At 63.6% G+C, this 15,009-nt stretch carries 13 protein-coding genes; 8 read left to right on the top strand and 5 right to left on the bottom strand.

Annotated features, from left to right (window positions below):
* Window positions 1–65 precede the first annotated feature (65 nt).
* From H8A95_RS11350 to H8A95_RS11360, 3 genes are all read left to right on the top strand, one after another.
* On the top strand, window positions 66–1,283 hold the full coding sequence (locus H8A95_RS11350) for a GGDEF domain-containing protein (protein ID WP_229183250.1): 1,218 nt from the start codon (window positions 66–68) through the stop codon (window positions 1,281–1,283).
* A 44-nt stretch (window positions 1,284–1,327) separates the two neighbouring features.
* Window positions 1,328–1,564, top strand: coding sequence for a hypothetical protein (locus H8A95_RS11355; RefSeq protein ID WP_229183251.1), 237 nt, complete (start codon window positions 1,328–1,330; stop codon window positions 1,562–1,564).
* Between the two features lie 114 nt (window positions 1,565–1,678).
* Window positions 1,679–1,975: an antibiotic biosynthesis monooxygenase family protein gene (locus tag H8A95_RS11360; RefSeq protein ID WP_076857811.1), complete on the top strand. Its 297-nt coding sequence runs from the start codon at window positions 1,679–1,681 to the stop codon at window positions 1,973–1,975.
* Between the two features lie 7 nt (window positions 1,976–1,982).
* Here H8A95_RS11360 and H8A95_RS11365 read toward each other — a convergent pair whose 3' ends face one another.
* Window positions 1,983–3,125 (bottom strand): AI-2E family transporter, encoded by a 1,143-nt coding sequence (locus H8A95_RS11365; RefSeq protein ID WP_175068361.1) that lies wholly within the window; start codon window positions 3,123–3,125, stop codon window positions 1,983–1,985.
* A gap of 277 nt (window positions 3,126–3,402) precedes the next feature.
* Between H8A95_RS11365 and H8A95_RS11370 the strand changes: the two genes are divergently transcribed.
* The 3 genes from H8A95_RS11370 to H8A95_RS11380 all read left to right on the top strand — a co-directional run bounded on the left by H8A95_RS11370 (window position 3,403) and on the right by H8A95_RS11380 (window position 8,239).
* Entirely contained in the window at window positions 3,403–4,173 is a 771-nt protein-coding gene (locus H8A95_RS11370; protein ID WP_229183252.1) for a gamma-glutamyl-gamma-aminobutyrate hydrolase family protein, read from the top strand.
* Between the two features lie 520 nt (window positions 4,174–4,693).
* Entirely contained in the window at window positions 4,694–7,000 is a 2,307-nt protein-coding gene (locus H8A95_RS11375) for a hybrid sensor histidine kinase/response regulator (RefSeq protein WP_229183253.1), read from the top strand.
* Between the two features lie 171 nt (window positions 7,001–7,171).
* A complete protein-coding gene (locus H8A95_RS11380; RefSeq protein WP_229183254.1) occupies window positions 7,172–8,239 on the top strand; it encodes an ABC transporter substrate-binding protein in 1,068 nt (355 codons plus the stop codon).
* Between the two features lie 774 nt (window positions 8,240–9,013).
* On the opposite strand, the gene H8A95_RS11385 is transcribed toward H8A95_RS11380, so the two are convergent.
* Both H8A95_RS11385 and H8A95_RS11390 read right to left on the bottom strand, forming a co-directional pair.
* Window positions 9,014–10,243 carry an ABC transporter substrate-binding protein gene (locus tag H8A95_RS11385; RefSeq protein ID WP_229183255.1) on the bottom strand — a complete coding sequence of 410 codons (1,230 nt, stop codon included), beginning with the start codon at window positions 10,241–10,243 and terminating at the stop codon, window positions 9,014–9,016.
* Between the two features lie 189 nt (window positions 10,244–10,432).
* Entirely contained in the window at window positions 10,433–11,410 is a 978-nt protein-coding gene (locus H8A95_RS11390) for a GlxA family transcriptional regulator (RefSeq protein WP_229183256.1), read from the bottom strand.
* A 152-nt stretch (window positions 11,411–11,562) separates the two neighbouring features.
* Between H8A95_RS11390 and H8A95_RS11395 the strand changes: the two genes are divergently transcribed.
* Window positions 11,563–11,826: a tautomerase family protein gene (locus H8A95_RS11395; RefSeq protein WP_163152514.1), complete on the top strand. Its 264-nt coding sequence runs from the start codon at window positions 11,563–11,565 to the stop codon at window positions 11,824–11,826.
* Window positions 11,827–11,991: 165 nt separating this feature from the next.
* Here the strand turns inward: H8A95_RS11395 and glnA are convergent, their stop codons facing one another.
* Entirely contained in the window at window positions 11,992–13,401 is a 1,410-nt protein-coding gene (gene glnA, locus H8A95_RS11400; RefSeq protein WP_229183257.1) for a type I glutamate--ammonia ligase, read from the bottom strand.
* A 151-nt stretch (window positions 13,402–13,552) separates the two neighbouring features.
* Window positions 13,553–13,891, bottom strand: a complete 339-nt coding sequence (locus H8A95_RS11405) for a P-II family nitrogen regulator (protein ID WP_011441447.1) — start codon at window positions 13,889–13,891, stop codon at window positions 13,553–13,555.
* A gap of 355 nt (window positions 13,892–14,246) precedes the next feature.
* Between H8A95_RS11405 and H8A95_RS11410 the strand changes: the two genes are divergently transcribed.
* On the top strand, window positions 14,247–15,009 hold a 763-nt coding region (locus H8A95_RS11410), incomplete at its 3' end, for an NAD(P)H-hydrate epimerase (protein ID WP_229183258.1).

A 15,009-nucleotide genomic window follows, 5' to 3' on the forward strand; every position in this document is an offset into this window, starting at 1 on the left:
CGGCGCTGCATCACCGTATTAATTGCGCCTGCGAACGTTGCATCACACCGGGCTGGGGTGACTCTATGTCGTTCGATCCATCGACGCTTTATTTGTTCGCCACCATGGTCGCGGGCATGCTCGGCGCCATGCTCTGGTTGTTCGGCAGGCAGGAGAATATCCCCGCGCTGAAATGGTGGGGCACGGCCTATCTGCTCGGCGCGGCCTCGGTCGCGCTCTGGACGGTCGGCAGCTCGACGCTCGATCCCATGGTCCTGCTGGGCCTCAATGCGATCGGCTTCGCCGCCTGCGGCATGGTCTGGAATGCCTCGCGGATCTTCCACGGCCGCAAGGCCAACCTGCTGGGCCTCGTGCTCGGCCCGGTCGCGTGGATCGGCGCCATGACGACGGTGGCGGATCCGGCGATGCGGCTGACCATCGGCGCCGGGATCGTCGCGATCTATGCCGCGCTGACCGCCTCTGAACTCTGGAGTGAGCGCCGCCGTGCGATGCAACGGCGCTGGATTGCGATCGCCATCCCGGTCGCACATGGCTGTGTCCTGATGCTGCCGATCCTGGTCGGCGACCTGCTGCGACTGAACGGCCAGAATTTCATCAGCACCTTCTGGGTCACGCTGTTCTCGATCGAACTCGTGCTGTACGCGATCGGCACGGTGTTCGTGATCTTCATGATGGTGTCGGACCGCGCCGTGGCCGTGCACAAGACCGCTGCGTCGATCGATCCGTTGAGCGGCATGCTCAATCGCCGCGGCTTCTCGGAGGCCTGCGCGCGCGTGATCGAACGCGAGGCCAATGGCGGCCGGCCGGTCACCGTGATGATCTTCGATATCGATCACTTCAAGTCGATCAACGACCGGTTCGGCCATCCCGCGGGTGACGAGATCCTCAAACTGTTCTCCGCCGTGGTGGTCAATAGTCTCAGGATCAGCGATCTGTCGGGCCGGATCGGCGGCGAGGAATTCGCGGCACTGCTGCCGTGCTCGCTGGAGGAGGGCGTGCTGGTCGCCGAGCGGGTGCGTGAGGCCTTCGAGAACAGCAATATCACTTGCGAGGACGGCGCGGTCGACACCACGGTCAGCATCGGTGTCGCCGGTGGGCCGGCCGGGACCGAGCTCGAGGTGCTGCTGGCCTCGGCCGACACCGCGCTCTACCAGGCCAAGCGCGGCGGCCGGAACCGGGTCGAGGCTGCTGAGGAGCTGCCGCTCTCGCTGGAGAACTGGCGACGCAAGACCGCGGGCCTGTCCGCATCGGCGCGGCAAAAGCCGGCGACCGCCCGCGTGTGAGGATGGTAACGACCGGTTAACCATTCGATCCCATGCTTTCGGGCATGGAGTCGATCCGCACCCGCAATCCGCAATCAGCCCTGATGTCGCTCGAAGCCGACGCGGTTTCCGCGCGCAGCGGCTTCGCCTGCCTGTTCTCGGACTCGGATGAATACGAGACCGCGCTGATCGCCGAACGGCGCGCGCAAGGGCGATATGAGCCGCCGAAGAGCCGATGGCCGATCGTGATGCTGCTCGGCGTGATGCTGATGGTTGTCGGCACGGTCTTGCTGTTCGGCTGAGCCGCTGCAAATTCGACGGAGGAGGCGCCGCGGAGGGCGCCTTTTGCTTTCGTGCCGGCTGCGCTAGAGACGGGCCTTGCCCAAGGGAAACCAATAAAGCGAGGCCAAAACCCAATGATCACGGAAATCGCACAGATCGACGTCAAGCCCGGCAGCGAGAAGGATTTTGAGGCTGCGGTGGCCAAGGCGCGCCCGCTGTTCCTGCGCGCCAAGGGCGGCAAGGGGTTTGAACTGCACCGCTCGATCGAGAAGCCGTCGCGCTACCGTCTCGTGGCCAAGTGGGAGACGCTGGAGAACCACACCGTCGATTTCCGCGGCTCCGAGGATTTCACCGCCTGGCGCGCGCTGGTCGGCCCCTATTTCGCGGCGGCGCCGGAGGTCGAGCACACCGAGACGGTGCTGACCACCTGACGGGCGTTTACGCTGCCCGCGCAGGCGCTTGATCCTCCGCCTTGAAGTGATCGATCATCACCTTGGCGATCGCCATCAACGGCAGCGCCAGCGCCAGCCCCCAGATGCCGAATACGACGCCGAGCAGGATCTGGAACGCGAACAGCGTCGCGGGCGGGATGTCGAGCGCCTGGCGCTGAATGATCGGCGTCAGCACGTAGCTTTCCAGTGCGTGGACGCCGAGGAACAGGATGAAAGCGGACAGCGCCGCGATCCACCCCGTCGCGAGACTCGCCAACACCACGATCAGCCCGCCGAGGATCGCCCCGACCGTTGGAATGAAGGCGAGCAGGCCGGCCTGGATGCCGAGGATGAACGAGCTCGGAATGCCGATGATGGCAAGGCCAATCCAGGTGACGAGGAATACGGCGGTCATGGTGATGATCTGCGCGATCAGCCAGCGCTCCAGCGTCTCGCCGATGCGATCGACGATGATAGTTGCCTGCGCGCGGTATTTGGCCGGCGCGATGAACAACAGCCCAGCGCGGTAGATGCTCGGCTGGGCCGCGAAGGCGAGCCCGAGAAACAGCACGATGAAGAAATTGCCGACGACGCTCACGGTGCCGAGCAGCACCTTCAGTGTCTGACTGATGATGGCGCCGCCGCTGGAGGCCAGTGCGCCGGCGCCGGGGATGCCATGGGACTGCGACGCTGCCGGCGTCGTTGTCGTTGTCGTCACGGCGGTACCTTCCGGCTTCGCCTCGCCGGCGGCATTGGTGAAATCGAGATAGCTGGTATCGACGCCATGCTGCTCGAGGAACTCCTTGACGCTGCCGAGCTGCGATTTGATCGTGTTGCTCAGCACCGTGGCCTGCTGCGCGATCGTGGTGCCGCCGAGGAACACGATGCCGGACAGCAGCCCAGCCATCGCCAGGCAGACGATCGCAAGCCGCAACGCGTGAGGCAGCCCGGTCAGCCGGCCGAGCAGGGTGGCCATGGCATTCAGGGCGACCCCGAGCAGCATGCCCGCGAACAGCAGGAACAGGGTTGCGGCGAAATGCCAGGCGAACATCAGGAGGGCGGCGAACAGCACGGCGCCGATTCCGCCGACGGCGATCGCCCACGCCATGTCGCTGCGGGCCTGCAGGCGATTGTCAGCCGAGTCTGTCACGGGTGATTCCCCTTCGCGGACGGTGTCCGGAGCAGTCTTTGGCGAAAATCCCGCCGGGATCAAGCTGCCCGGACCGTGCCGGTTTGCCGCTGACGCGCCGTGGCATCCGGCACGACCACCGGGCGCCGGGCCGGACCTGGGCTTCCCGGGGGCGAATCTGTGCAGGACTGCAAGGCCCGCTGTGCAGATATAGACGGTTGATCCGGCGGGAACTCGAAGGCATGATCGTCTCCGCAACGTCGCAAACTTAGAAGAATCATTGCGCGAGACTTCAATAATGAGACGGCCCGTGGTTGGCGTGATCGGAAACGCCCATCGCATTGAAAATCGTTTCACGGTCCAGATGGTCGGAGAGCGGAACCTGCGCGCGGTTGCCGAGGTCTCGGGTGCCGTGCCCTTGATGTTCGCCGGCAGCCCCGAAATCACCGAGGTTGGCGCCTTGCTCGACGTGGTCGACGGCGTCGTCCTGACCGGGGCCCGCGCCAACGTCCATCCGACGCGCTTCAACATCGAACCTTGCGCCGCTCACGAGCCCTACGACATCCACCGCGACGACGTTGCGCTGGCGTTGTCGGAGGCCTGCGTCGCGCGCGGGGTGCCGATCTTTGGCATCTGCCGCGGCCTCCAGGAGATGAACGTCGCGTTCGGCGGCTCGCTGCATCCGGAGATCCGCGAGATTCCCGGCCGCATGAACCACCGGATGCCGCGGCTCGAGAGCGGCGAAATCCATCCCGATCCGACTGTTGTGTTCGCCGACCGGCACGACGTCGCACTGACGCCCGGTGGTGCATTCGCCAAGATTCTCGGCCGCGAGACCATTCGCGTCAATTCGCTACACGGCCAGGGCATTCTCGAGCCCGGCAAGCGGGTCGTGATCGAGGGTGTCGCCGAGGACGGCACCATCGAGGCGATCCGCATCGCCGATGCGCCCGGCTTTGCGCTCGGCGTGCAATGGCACGCCGAATACGATCCGCAGCGCAATCCGATCAACCGCGCGCTGTTCGAGGCATTCGGCGACGCGCTGCGCGAGCGGCGGCGGGCGGCGTAGCCGGCTGGGAGCATCGCTTTCGTCCCTGCAAATTCACCGCAGCGGTGCCGCCGGCCGCGACGATCCCGTTGCGGCATGATGGCGCAAACGCCACAAGCCGGGACTCTCGAAGTCCCGCCGACACGACACGGCGCCAGAGATTGAACAGGTCGTGTCGGAAGAGATTTATTATGACTTACGTTCCGCCTCCTGAGAGGTCTTTCTGGACCGGAGCGCTGCTCACGCTGCTGTCGTAGATGATGTTGATCTGCAACGATGCCTCCCCGGCATGCGGCGTCGGCACCAGGATATGTCGGCCGGCCAGCTGAGGCTTGGACCATCCGGCGTCCGACTCGGATCAATCGGCGCCGGGACGTAGAAATTCTCCGTACTTATACGGATACGAAAGTGGCGGATTGCCGGGCCGGACTCGGCTAAGCAAGGGGGCAAGCCCCCGATATTGCCCCGGCGCCGACGTCCTTTCCGATATTGGTTTCCTTTTACATTTTCCGGTGCAGCTGCTCACGATGAGTTGGTCGGGATGAATTTGTCGGGCCGTCTGGCGGTCGGGATGATGCTTCCCGTCGTCATGCTCCTGCTCGCTCTGGGCTTCATCCATGGCGTCAGCTGGTCGGGCGTTGCGCTCGCCGGCGGTGCGGTTGCGGTGGTGTTGATGACTGCTGAGCTGATTGCGAAGTCGCTGTCCAGGACGCCCGCCCAGATGGTGCGGGCGGCGGAAGCGCCGTCGCGCGGCCAGCAGGCATCGGTCGGCACAGGCGGCAACGATGAGGCCGCTCAACTCGCCGCGACGCTCGCCGAACTGTCGGCGCAATTGGGCAGCAGGCAGAACCTGCTGGAGAAGACCATCGAGAGCATCCGTGATCCGGTCGTGGTCGCCGACGAGCACGGTGTGGTCGTGATCGCCAACGCCGCGGCGCGGCGGCTGTACAGTGTCGAACCCGGTTTTCACACCCTGACCGGCGTTCGCAGGTTCCAGAACTATTATGCCGACGGCAGGACGGCGATGCCGATCTCGGACACGCCGGTGGCGCGCGCGCTGCGCGGCGAGAATATCGACGATTTCGAACTGATCGTGAGACCACTGTCGCCGCCGGATCCGGACGTCTATCTCGTCGCCAACGCCAGGCCGCTGCGCGATGACGCCGCCAATCTGCGTGGCGCGGTCGCCGTGCTGCACGATGTCACCGCGCACCGGCGCGCGCATCAGGCGCTGGTCGACAGCGAGCAGATGGCGCAGGCGATCGTCAGGACCGCGCTCGACGCCTTCGTCCAGACCGATCAGGACGGCATCGTTCTCGACTGGAGCCCGCAGGCCGAGGCGCTGACCGGCTGGACACGCTCCGAGGCGGTCGGCCAGCGCGTCGTCGAGCTGGTGTTCCCGGAGGAGCTTCGCGTCGCGCATCGCCAGCGCATCACCCGCTTCCTGCAGGAGACCGCGGCCGGCGGCATGGGCATGCGCTACGAAACCGCGTCGGTGCACCGCGACGGCCACCGCTTCCATGTCGAGGTGTCGCTCAATGCGCTCCGCCGCGGCGACGGCTACATCATCAATTCCTTTGTCAGGGATGTCACCCAGCGACGGATCGCGGAGGAGCAGCTGATCCAGGCGCAGAAGACGGAATCGCTTGGGCGGTTGACCGGCGGCATCGCGCACGACTTCAACAACATGCTGACCGTGATCACCGGCACGGTCGAGATCCTTGCCGACGGCGTCAAGGACAACCCGCAGCTTGCCGCGATCGCTAAGCTGATCAGCGATGCCGCCGATCGCGGCGCGCAACTCACCTCGAGCCTGCTGGCATTCGCGCGCAAGCAGCCGTTGCAGCCCGCCGAGACCGACGTCAACGACCTGATCGGCGAAGTGGTGCGGCTATTGTCGCAGACGCTGGGCTCGCAGACCGAGATCAGGACGGAGCTCAACCGTAGCGCATGGCTTGCCTTCGTCGACCGCAGCCAGCTCGGCGCAGCGTTGGTCAATCTCGCCATCAACGCACGCGATGCCATGCCGGAGGGCGGCACGCTGACCTTTGCGACCCGCAACATCCAGCTCGGGATTCCCGAGGCCGTGGCGCACGGCGTCGAGCGCGCCGGTGACCACCTCGTGATCGAGGTGACCGATACCGGGACCGGAATTTCGCCGTCGGATTTGAAGAAGATCTTCGATCCGTTCTTCTCCACCAAGGAGGTCGGGCAGGGCACCGGGCTCGGGCTCAGCATGGTGTTCGGTTTCGTCAAGCAAAGTGGCGGCGGGATCGAGGTCAGGAGCGAGCAGGGGCGGGGCACCATCTTCAGGATCTATCTGCCCAAGGCAGACGGCACCGCGCAGCGCGCGACCGAGGAGGACGACCTGCCGGTCAGGGGCGGCAACGAGACGATTCTGTGCGTCGAGGACGACCCAACGATCCGCGACTACGTCATGGGCCAGCTCGAAAGCCTCGGCTACAAGGTGCTGGCGGCAGCGAATGCAGATGCCGCGCTCGAGATCGTCAGCCGCGGCACCGCGTTCGATCTTTTATTCACCGACATCGTGATGCCCGGCAGCATGAATGGCCGGCAATTGGCTGACACGCTGATGGCGGGGCGTCCGGCGCTGCGGGTGTTGTTCACGTCCGGCTACAGCGACGGCGTGCTGCCGGCACAACAGGGGCGTGGCGGCCATGGCATTCCGCTGCTGACCAAACCCTATCGGCGCAGCGAGCTGGCGCGGATACTGCGGCGCTGCCTTGATCTTCAGGTCGACTTCCAGGGTGATCCGGTTCCGCAACCTTACTCCGTGCAGCCCGATCTCGAACGCTTCCTGCGCGAGAACCCGCCGGAGAAAACGTAGGCATGGTCAGCCGCGTCGGCGGGGCCGCAGGATGGGTAGAGCGCAGCGAAACCCATCATCTCTCCTGCGGCTCTGTTTGATGGGTATCGCTTCGCTCTACCCATCCTGGGCGCTATCGTCGTCCCACAACAATGGCGCGGCCGGTCAACGGCCCGATTCAGGGAGCATAGAATGCAGGACCGCAACTGGTCGAGACGCGATTGGCTCAAGGTGACGGCGGCGACAGCCGCCGGCATGGTGTTCGCCGAACCCTCAAGAGCGGCGGCGCCGCCGGCTGAGGCCGTGACGCCGGAGCTGATCGCGGCGGCCAAGAAGGAAGGCAGGATCTCGTTCTACAGTGCGCTGGAACTGAGCACGGCCGAGCGTCTGGCGCGCGATTTCGAGCAGAAATATCCAGGGATCAGCGTCCGAGTCGAACGCTCCGGCGCCGAGCGGATCTTCCAGCGCATCGCACAGGAGCAGGGCAGCGGCATCCATGCCGTCGACGTCGCCAATTCGACCGATCCCGCGCATTATCTCGACTGGAAGAAGAACGACTGGCTCGCAGCCTATATGCCGGAGGAGGTCGCCAAGCACTTTCCGGCCGACCAGATCGATCCCGACGGCACGTCCGCGACATCCTGCGCCTGGTTCGAGGTGATCGGCTACAACACCGAGCAGGTGAAGCGCGAGGAGGCGCCGAAGAGCTACGCCGATCTGCTGGATCCGAAATGGCGCGGCAAGATCGTCAAGGCCCACCCGGGCTACTCCGGCGCGATCATGACCGCGACCTTCGTGCTGGCGCGCGATCTCGGCTGGCCGTATCTGGAGAAGCTTTCGCAGCAGCGGGTGATGCAGGTGCAGTCGGCGGCCGATCCGCCGAAGAAGATCCTGCTCGGCGAGCGTGCCGTCATGGCCGACGGCAACGATTACAACCTCGTGCTGGCCAAGGATCAGGGTAAGCCGGTCGAGGTGGTCTACCCGGCTGAAGGCGCGCCGCTGATCATCGTGCCGAGCGGCATCTTCAAGAGCGCGCCGAACCCGAATGCGGCACGGCTGTTCCAGAGCTACTTCTTCAGCGCCGAGACCCAGCAGATGCTGGCCGACGAGTTCGCGCACCGCTCGTTCCACGCCAAGGTGAAAGAGAAAGCCGGGCACGTGCCGCTCGACAGACTGAAGATGCTCAAGGCCGATCCGGCCCAGGTGCAGGCGCAGAGCGAGGAGATCAAGGCGAGGTATGCGAAGCTGTTTCGGGTGTGACACTGCAGGATAGGTAGAGCGAAGCGAAACCCATCCTTCTTCCATGGTAGGGACGATCGTATCGGCTCGCCTAGCGCGCGCCACCGATCACGACGAATGTGGGCGCCATCATGACGCCCCCATGAGAGCTACTCGAACAGCAACGGAAAGTCCTTGAAGTAGCTCAAGGCGAGTGGATATTTGATGGCGCACAGGCAAGCAAAAGGCTGTGTAAGCGTCTTCGCGTGCATTTATCCCGCGGCCTCCGAGTCTCGCCCGCATTTAACAGCACGTTAAATGCGGCGCGAAATCGCGCAGGAATACTGCAGCGAAATCAATGAGTATTGGGCAAAGCGAAGGCGCAGCATTCCTAGAAGACTGCTGAGTCAGCCTAACCCTATGAAATGAAAAGCACTCGGTCCTCGCGATTTGCGGATTTTTTGCGTTGATGCATTGTCAGAACTGCCCGTTCGGTCGAGTCGGCTCTCAAGATTTCAAATGGAGAGCTGCGTCATGTCCGACCACGAACTTCGGTTCAAGGGCCCATTCTTTGATTTCAATGCTAAGGGTTGGCAGGCGATTGCTGCCGCTATCGTCATCGTGGGATTGATCGTTTGGCTACGGCACTAATTCCTTCGACTGAGTGGATCGTGGACTCTTGCCTCGTGGAGCAATTGCCCGATGGGTATCGCTTCGCTCCTCCATCCCACGCGAGTGTGATTCCTCCAGTCTATGCCGCACGCATCGTCGTCCCGGCGGATGCCGGAGCAACGATGCGAATTGGGCCGCGGACTGCTAACCTCCGACCTCCGCGCTGAGCATGGGCCCGAACAGCTCCCATCGCTCGCCCTTGAGTCGTCTGAGCTGCATCTGCTTGATCGGCGCGAAGTCGATCGGGCTGGTGTTCATCGTGATGCCAGGCAGCAGGTTGTTGGTGCGGAAAGCCTTCAGGTTGGCGGCCTGTTTCATCACGTTCGCCCGCGTGAGATCGTCGCCACACTGCTTCAGCACCTGAACCAGCGTCTGGGCGGCGTTGTAACCCGTCACCACCAGGCCATCGGCCCGGTTGCCTTCCGGGAAGTATTTGGCGAGATATTCGTCGAACGCCTTCATGCCGGGGTCGTCCTTCCATTGCGGATCGAGCGGATCCATCAGGTAGGCCACCGAAATGATGCCTTGCGCGTTCTCGAAGCCGGCAGGCTGGATCACGGCGCCGATCGAGGAGCCGACCGAGTTCAGGATGTGTAGCGGCTTCCAGCCGATCTCGGCTGCCTTCTTGATGGCCTGCGCCGCGAATTTCGGCGTGGCAATGTCGACGAACACATCGGCATTCAGCGATTTCATCTTGACGATGTGTGTGTCGATCGTGGGCTCGGCGACCTCATACGCATCCTCGGTCACCATCATCGAGGCCGCCTTGTCGCCGAGACCGTCCTTCAAGCCTTTGAGATAGTCCTTTCCATAATCGTCGTTCTGGTAGAGCACAGCGATCCTGCCGTTCGGCTTTTCCTTCAGGATATGTTTGGCGTAGATCCGTCCCTCGCTCTGGTAGCTGGGCTGCCAGCCCATGGTCCACGGAAAGTTCTGCGGATCATTCCATTTGGTCGCACCGGTCTGGATGAACAGCTGCGGCACCTTCCTGGTGTTCATGTATTTCTGAATGGCGCCGTTGGACGCCGTGCCGAGAGCGGCGAAGATCAGCAAGACCTCGTCGCCTTCGACCAACTTGCGCGCCTGCTCGACCGTTTTCGGCGGACTGTAGCCGTCATCATACGAGATGAAATTGATCTTGCGCCCATTGATGCCGCCCTCGGCGTTGATCTTGCGAAAATATGCCGCCTGAGCCCGGCCGCTGGTGCCATAGGCGGATGCCGGCCCGCTATAGGGCATGATGTTGCCAACCTTGATTTCAGTATCGGTTGCGCCGGTGTCGTATTTCTTCTGGGCAAATGCGGTGCCTGCACAGACAGCCAGAATAGCAATGGCGGTCGAAAGCGCCGCCATTCGTCGAGCGACGAAAGACATCTCGTTTCTCCCAAAATGCAAAATGAAGGTGTCTGTTTTTGTCGAGGCCGCTTTCGGGTCCTTGCTGCGAGTGAACACCCAGTCCCGGGCGTTGTCGATTCCGAACGTCGCAGCTTGCATGCCCGCGTCGCATCGCTTCGCGCGGTTTGTCAGTGTTGCTGACCGTAGTCCTCCGGGAAATCCCTGCGGCTACGCCGCGCGCATTGATCGCTGCGCACGGTAGGCCTGGGGCGACAGCAGCGTGAGCTTGCGGAAGGCTTTTCGAAAGCTGCTCTCGTCCTCATAGCCGGTGGCGCGGGCGATGGACTTGATGGGTTGTGCCGTGGTCTCCAGCAGCGTGCGGGCGTGCTCGACGCGGCGTCGCATGATGAAGGCCTGCGGCGGCTCGTGGGTCAGCTCGCGGAAGCGGCGGTTCAATGTGCGTTCGCTCAGGCCCAGTGCGTGCGCGAGGCCGCGCACCGTGATCGGCGTCTTGCCGGTACGGCGCACCAGCATGTCCGCCTTGATCAGCAGCGGGTCCTGTCCGAGCATGTAGCCGAGCGGCATGAAGATCGCCTGGGTGCGCTGTGCGGTGTCGATCACCGCATAGTCGGCGCAGACTTTTGCGACTTCCGGGCCCTCGACGAGCTCGATCAGCCGCAGCAGCAGATCGACCCACGACATCGGGCCGGCGGCACAAACCAGGCGATCGGCCTGCGTGATGACGGCGTCGCTGGCGAGATCGATCCTGGGATGGCGGCGTCGCAGCTCGCTTTGTAGCCACCAGGTGATGGTGGCGCGGCGGCCGTCGAGCAGCCCGGCATTGGCGAGCAGCAGCACGCCGCTGCAGAAGGCGCCGATCAACCGGCCGCTGGCGTGTTGCTGGCGCAGCCAGGCGCCGACACGGTCGTATTGCGGTTGCAGGCGTTCGGCGGTCAGATGGTCGACCAGGCTGCCGGGCACGATGATCGCGTCGCATGCCGTCCGCTTGCCGAGAGCGCCGTCGACGGCGAGCAGCTTTCCGCCGCCCGCGCGAACCGCCTTGCCGTCGAGCGAGAGCGTTTGCCAGCTGAAGCGCGCCTTGCTGCCGCGCAGCTGCATCACATGGTTGGCGAGTGTGAGGATGTCGGCGATGCCGGCGACCGCCGATTGCATACAGCCTTCCAGCGCGACGATCGCAAGTTTCATGGGACCTCCGGATTTGCCGACGTCCTACCCGATCTGGGCCATCGGGCCGTGGCAGATATTGCCCGATCTCTGTCCGATCGGCCACTGCCTGATTGGGCCATGCCGGTCCATCTTTGTTGCGTTGTCACAACCTCAGCTAATGGAGAGAGACCATGCCTTACGTCACCATTTCCACCGTCCGCGGCATCTTCGATGTCGCGCAGAAGCGCGCGATGCTGGAGCGCGTCACCGATCTCATGGTCGAGATCGAGGGCCAGGGTAACCCCGATTTCCGCCGCAACGTCTGGGTCAAGATCGAGGAAGGTGAGCCGGCGAGCTGGTCGCTGGGCGGCATGATCCCGACGCCGGACATGATAGCGGGCAATTTCGGGGCGCTCGATTCAGGCGGGCGGCGGATCGCAAAGGCGAAGGTGTAAGCGAGGCGCTTTCACCGCATCGTCATTGCGAGCAAAGCGAAGCAATCCATCTCTCACCACAATCGGCGCAATGGATTGCTTCGTCGCTTCGCTCCTCGCAATGACGCAAAAGCAAAAGGCGCTTCCGATGGAAGCGCCTTTCGCATTCGTGAGGTGCCGTAAAGCTTACAGCGAGTAGTACATCTCGAACTCGACCGGGTGCGGGGTCATTTCGAAACGGGCGACCTCGGTCATCTTCAGCTCGATATAGGCGTCGATGAAGTCGTCGTCGAACACGCTGCCGTTCTTGAGGAACGCGCGATCCTTGTCGAGGCACTCGAGCGCCTCGCGCAGCGAGCCGCACACGGTCGGGATCTGCTTCAGCTCTTCCTTCGGCAGGTCGTAGAGGTCCTTGTCCATCGCCGGACCCGGATCGATCTTGTTCTTGATGCCGTCGAGGCCGGCCATCAGCATCGCAGCGAAGCCGAGATAGGGATTGGCCATCGGGTCGGGGAAACGCACCTCGACGCGCTTGGCCTTCGGGTTCGCGGTGTAGGGGATGCGGCAGGAGGCCGAGCGGTTGCGCGCGGAGTAGGCGAGCAGCACCGGGGCCTCATAGCCGGGGACCAGACGCTTGTAGGAGTTGGTCGACGGGTTGGTGAAGGCGTTGATCGCCTTGGCGTGCTTGATGATGCCGCCGATGTAGTGCAGGCAGGTCTCCGACAAATCGGCATACTTGTTGCCGGCGAAGGTCGGCTTGCCGTCCTTCCAGATCGACTGGTGCACGTGCATGCCCGAACCGTTGTCGCCATAGACCGGCTTCGGCATGAAGGTGGCGGTCTTGCCGTAGATGTGTGCGACCTGGTGGATGCAGTACTTGTAGATCTGCATATGGTCGGCCATCAGCGTCAGCGTGTCGAACTTCATGCCGAGCTCGTGCTGGGCCGACGCCACCTCGTGGTGGTGCTTCTCGACCTTGACGCCCATCTTGGCCATCGCGCCGAGCATTTCGGAGCGCATGTCCTGCACGGAGTCCTGCGGCGGCACCGGGAAGTAGCCGGCCTTGGTGCGGATGCGGTGGCCGAGGTTGCCGCCTTCATACTCGGTGGCCGAGTTGATCGGCAGCTCGGAGGAGTCGAGGCGGAAGCCGGTGTTGTAGGGTTCGGCCGAGTAGCGCACGTCGTCGAACACGAAGAACTCGGCCTCGGGGCCGACGAACACGGTGTCGCCCACGCCCATCGACTTCACCATGGCCTCGGCCTTCTTGGCGATGCCGCGGGGGTCGCGGTTGTAGGGCTCGCCGGTGGTCGGCTCGAGCACGTCGCAGGTGATGACCATGGTGGTCTCGGCGAAGAACGGGTCGATCGTCGCGGTCACCGGGTCCGGCATCAGGCACATGTCGGATTCATTGATCGCCTTCCAGCCCGCGATCGACGATCCGTCGAACATCGTTCCCTCGGCGAAGATGTCATCGTCGATCATGCTGACGTCGAAGGTGACGTGCTGCCACTTGCCGCGCGGATCGGTGAAGCGCAGGTCGACGTATTTGACGTCGTTGTCCTTGATCGATTTCAGGACGTCTTTGGCGGTCTTCATGAATACCCCTTATGGATGTGCGGGTCGGTTTCCAGCGGAGAGGGACGTTATTCCCGCTTTTGGCGAGTTCGTGTGACTGCTGAAACGAAATGAGGCTGCCGAAGCAGCCTTTTTTCTCTTTTGCCGTCAGAAATTCCGGATAGCACCGCCCTTAAATAGCGTCCAGCCCGGATTCGCCGGTCCGGATGCGGATGGCTTCCTCGATGTTGGAGACGAAGATCTTGCCGTCGCCGATTCGCCCGGTCTGGGCCGCGCGGCGGATCGCGTCGATCGCCTTCTCGACCAGGTCGTCGCCGATCACGATCTCGATCTTCACCTTGGGCAGGAAGTCGACGATGTATTCCGCGCCGCGATACAGTTCGGCGTGGCCCTTCTGGCGGCCAAATCCCTTGGCCTCGGTGACGGTGATACCTTGCAGTCCGACTTCCTGGAGCGCTTCTTTCACCTCGTCGAGCTTGAAGGGCTTGATGATGGCTTCAATCTTCTTCACTGAGCGCCTCCCGGGCATTGCAGATTGCAGGGTCGAGTTCGATGCGCGTGGGGCGCAGTCAGGTTGGTCTTAAGCCTTCCGACGGTTGGCCGGAAACACGCGCAATGGTCGCATGAAGCGGCCCTTGTACGCGGCTTCCTCAAAAGCAGGGTCTATGCCAAGTTGTTAAGGTCCCCGATTTCGGAATGTTATCAGCCTTTTAACAGGCAGTCGGCGGATATCGCACCACATGGGCTATGATATCCAAGCTCAACAAATAGGCAAATAGATCAATATCTATGCAGTCGGCCAGTAGAAACCCCGCGAACGTCACAGGAATTGCCTCTCGAAAAGGCGAAGCGATTGAGGATTCGGCATGGACGTTCTGACCACCACCGAGATGGAGCGCGCCGACCGGCTGACCATCGCAGCCGGCACGCCGGGCTTCGCGCTGATGATGAGCGCCGGCCAGGCCGTCGCCGAAGCAGCAATGGACCTGGTCGAGGAGGGGCCGATCGTCGTGGTCGCCGGCCGGGGCAATAATGGCGGCGACGGTTTTGTCGCCGCCGCCGAGCTCGCCGCGCGCGGGCGGGAGGTCTCGGTGATCCTGCTCTGCGAGCGCGACAGCCTGCAGGGCGACGCGGCGCTGGCGGCGAAGGGCTGGAAATATCCGGTGCTGCCGTTCAACCCGCAGGCGCTCGGCAAGCCAGCGCTGATCATCGACGCGCTGTTCGGCGCCGGGCTCAACCGCCCGGTCAAGGGTGACCCGCTGGAGATGATCGCGGCGATCAATGCCAACGGTACGCCGGTGCTGGCGGTCGATCTGCCGAGCGGCATCAACGGCACGTCAGGCGCTGTCATGGGCGCGGCCGTGCAGGCAACCGAGACCGTCACCTTCTTCCGCAAGAAGCCCGCGCATCTGTTGCTGCCGGGCCGGATGTATTGCGGCCGGGTCCGCGTCGCCGATATCGGCATCGACGCGCAGGTGCTCGACGAGATCAAGCCGCTGACCGCGGAGAATGCGCCGGAGGCCTGGCGCTGGTCGTTTCCGGTGCCGCGGATCGATGGCCACAAATACGCAAGGGGGCACGCCGTCGTGGTCTCGGGCGATCTCGCCTCGACCGGCGCGGCGCGGCTCG

Source organism: Bradyrhizobium oropedii, assembly GCF_020889685.1.
Taxonomy (GTDB): Bacteria; Pseudomonadota; Alphaproteobacteria; order Rhizobiales; family Xanthobacteraceae; genus Bradyrhizobium; species Bradyrhizobium oropedii.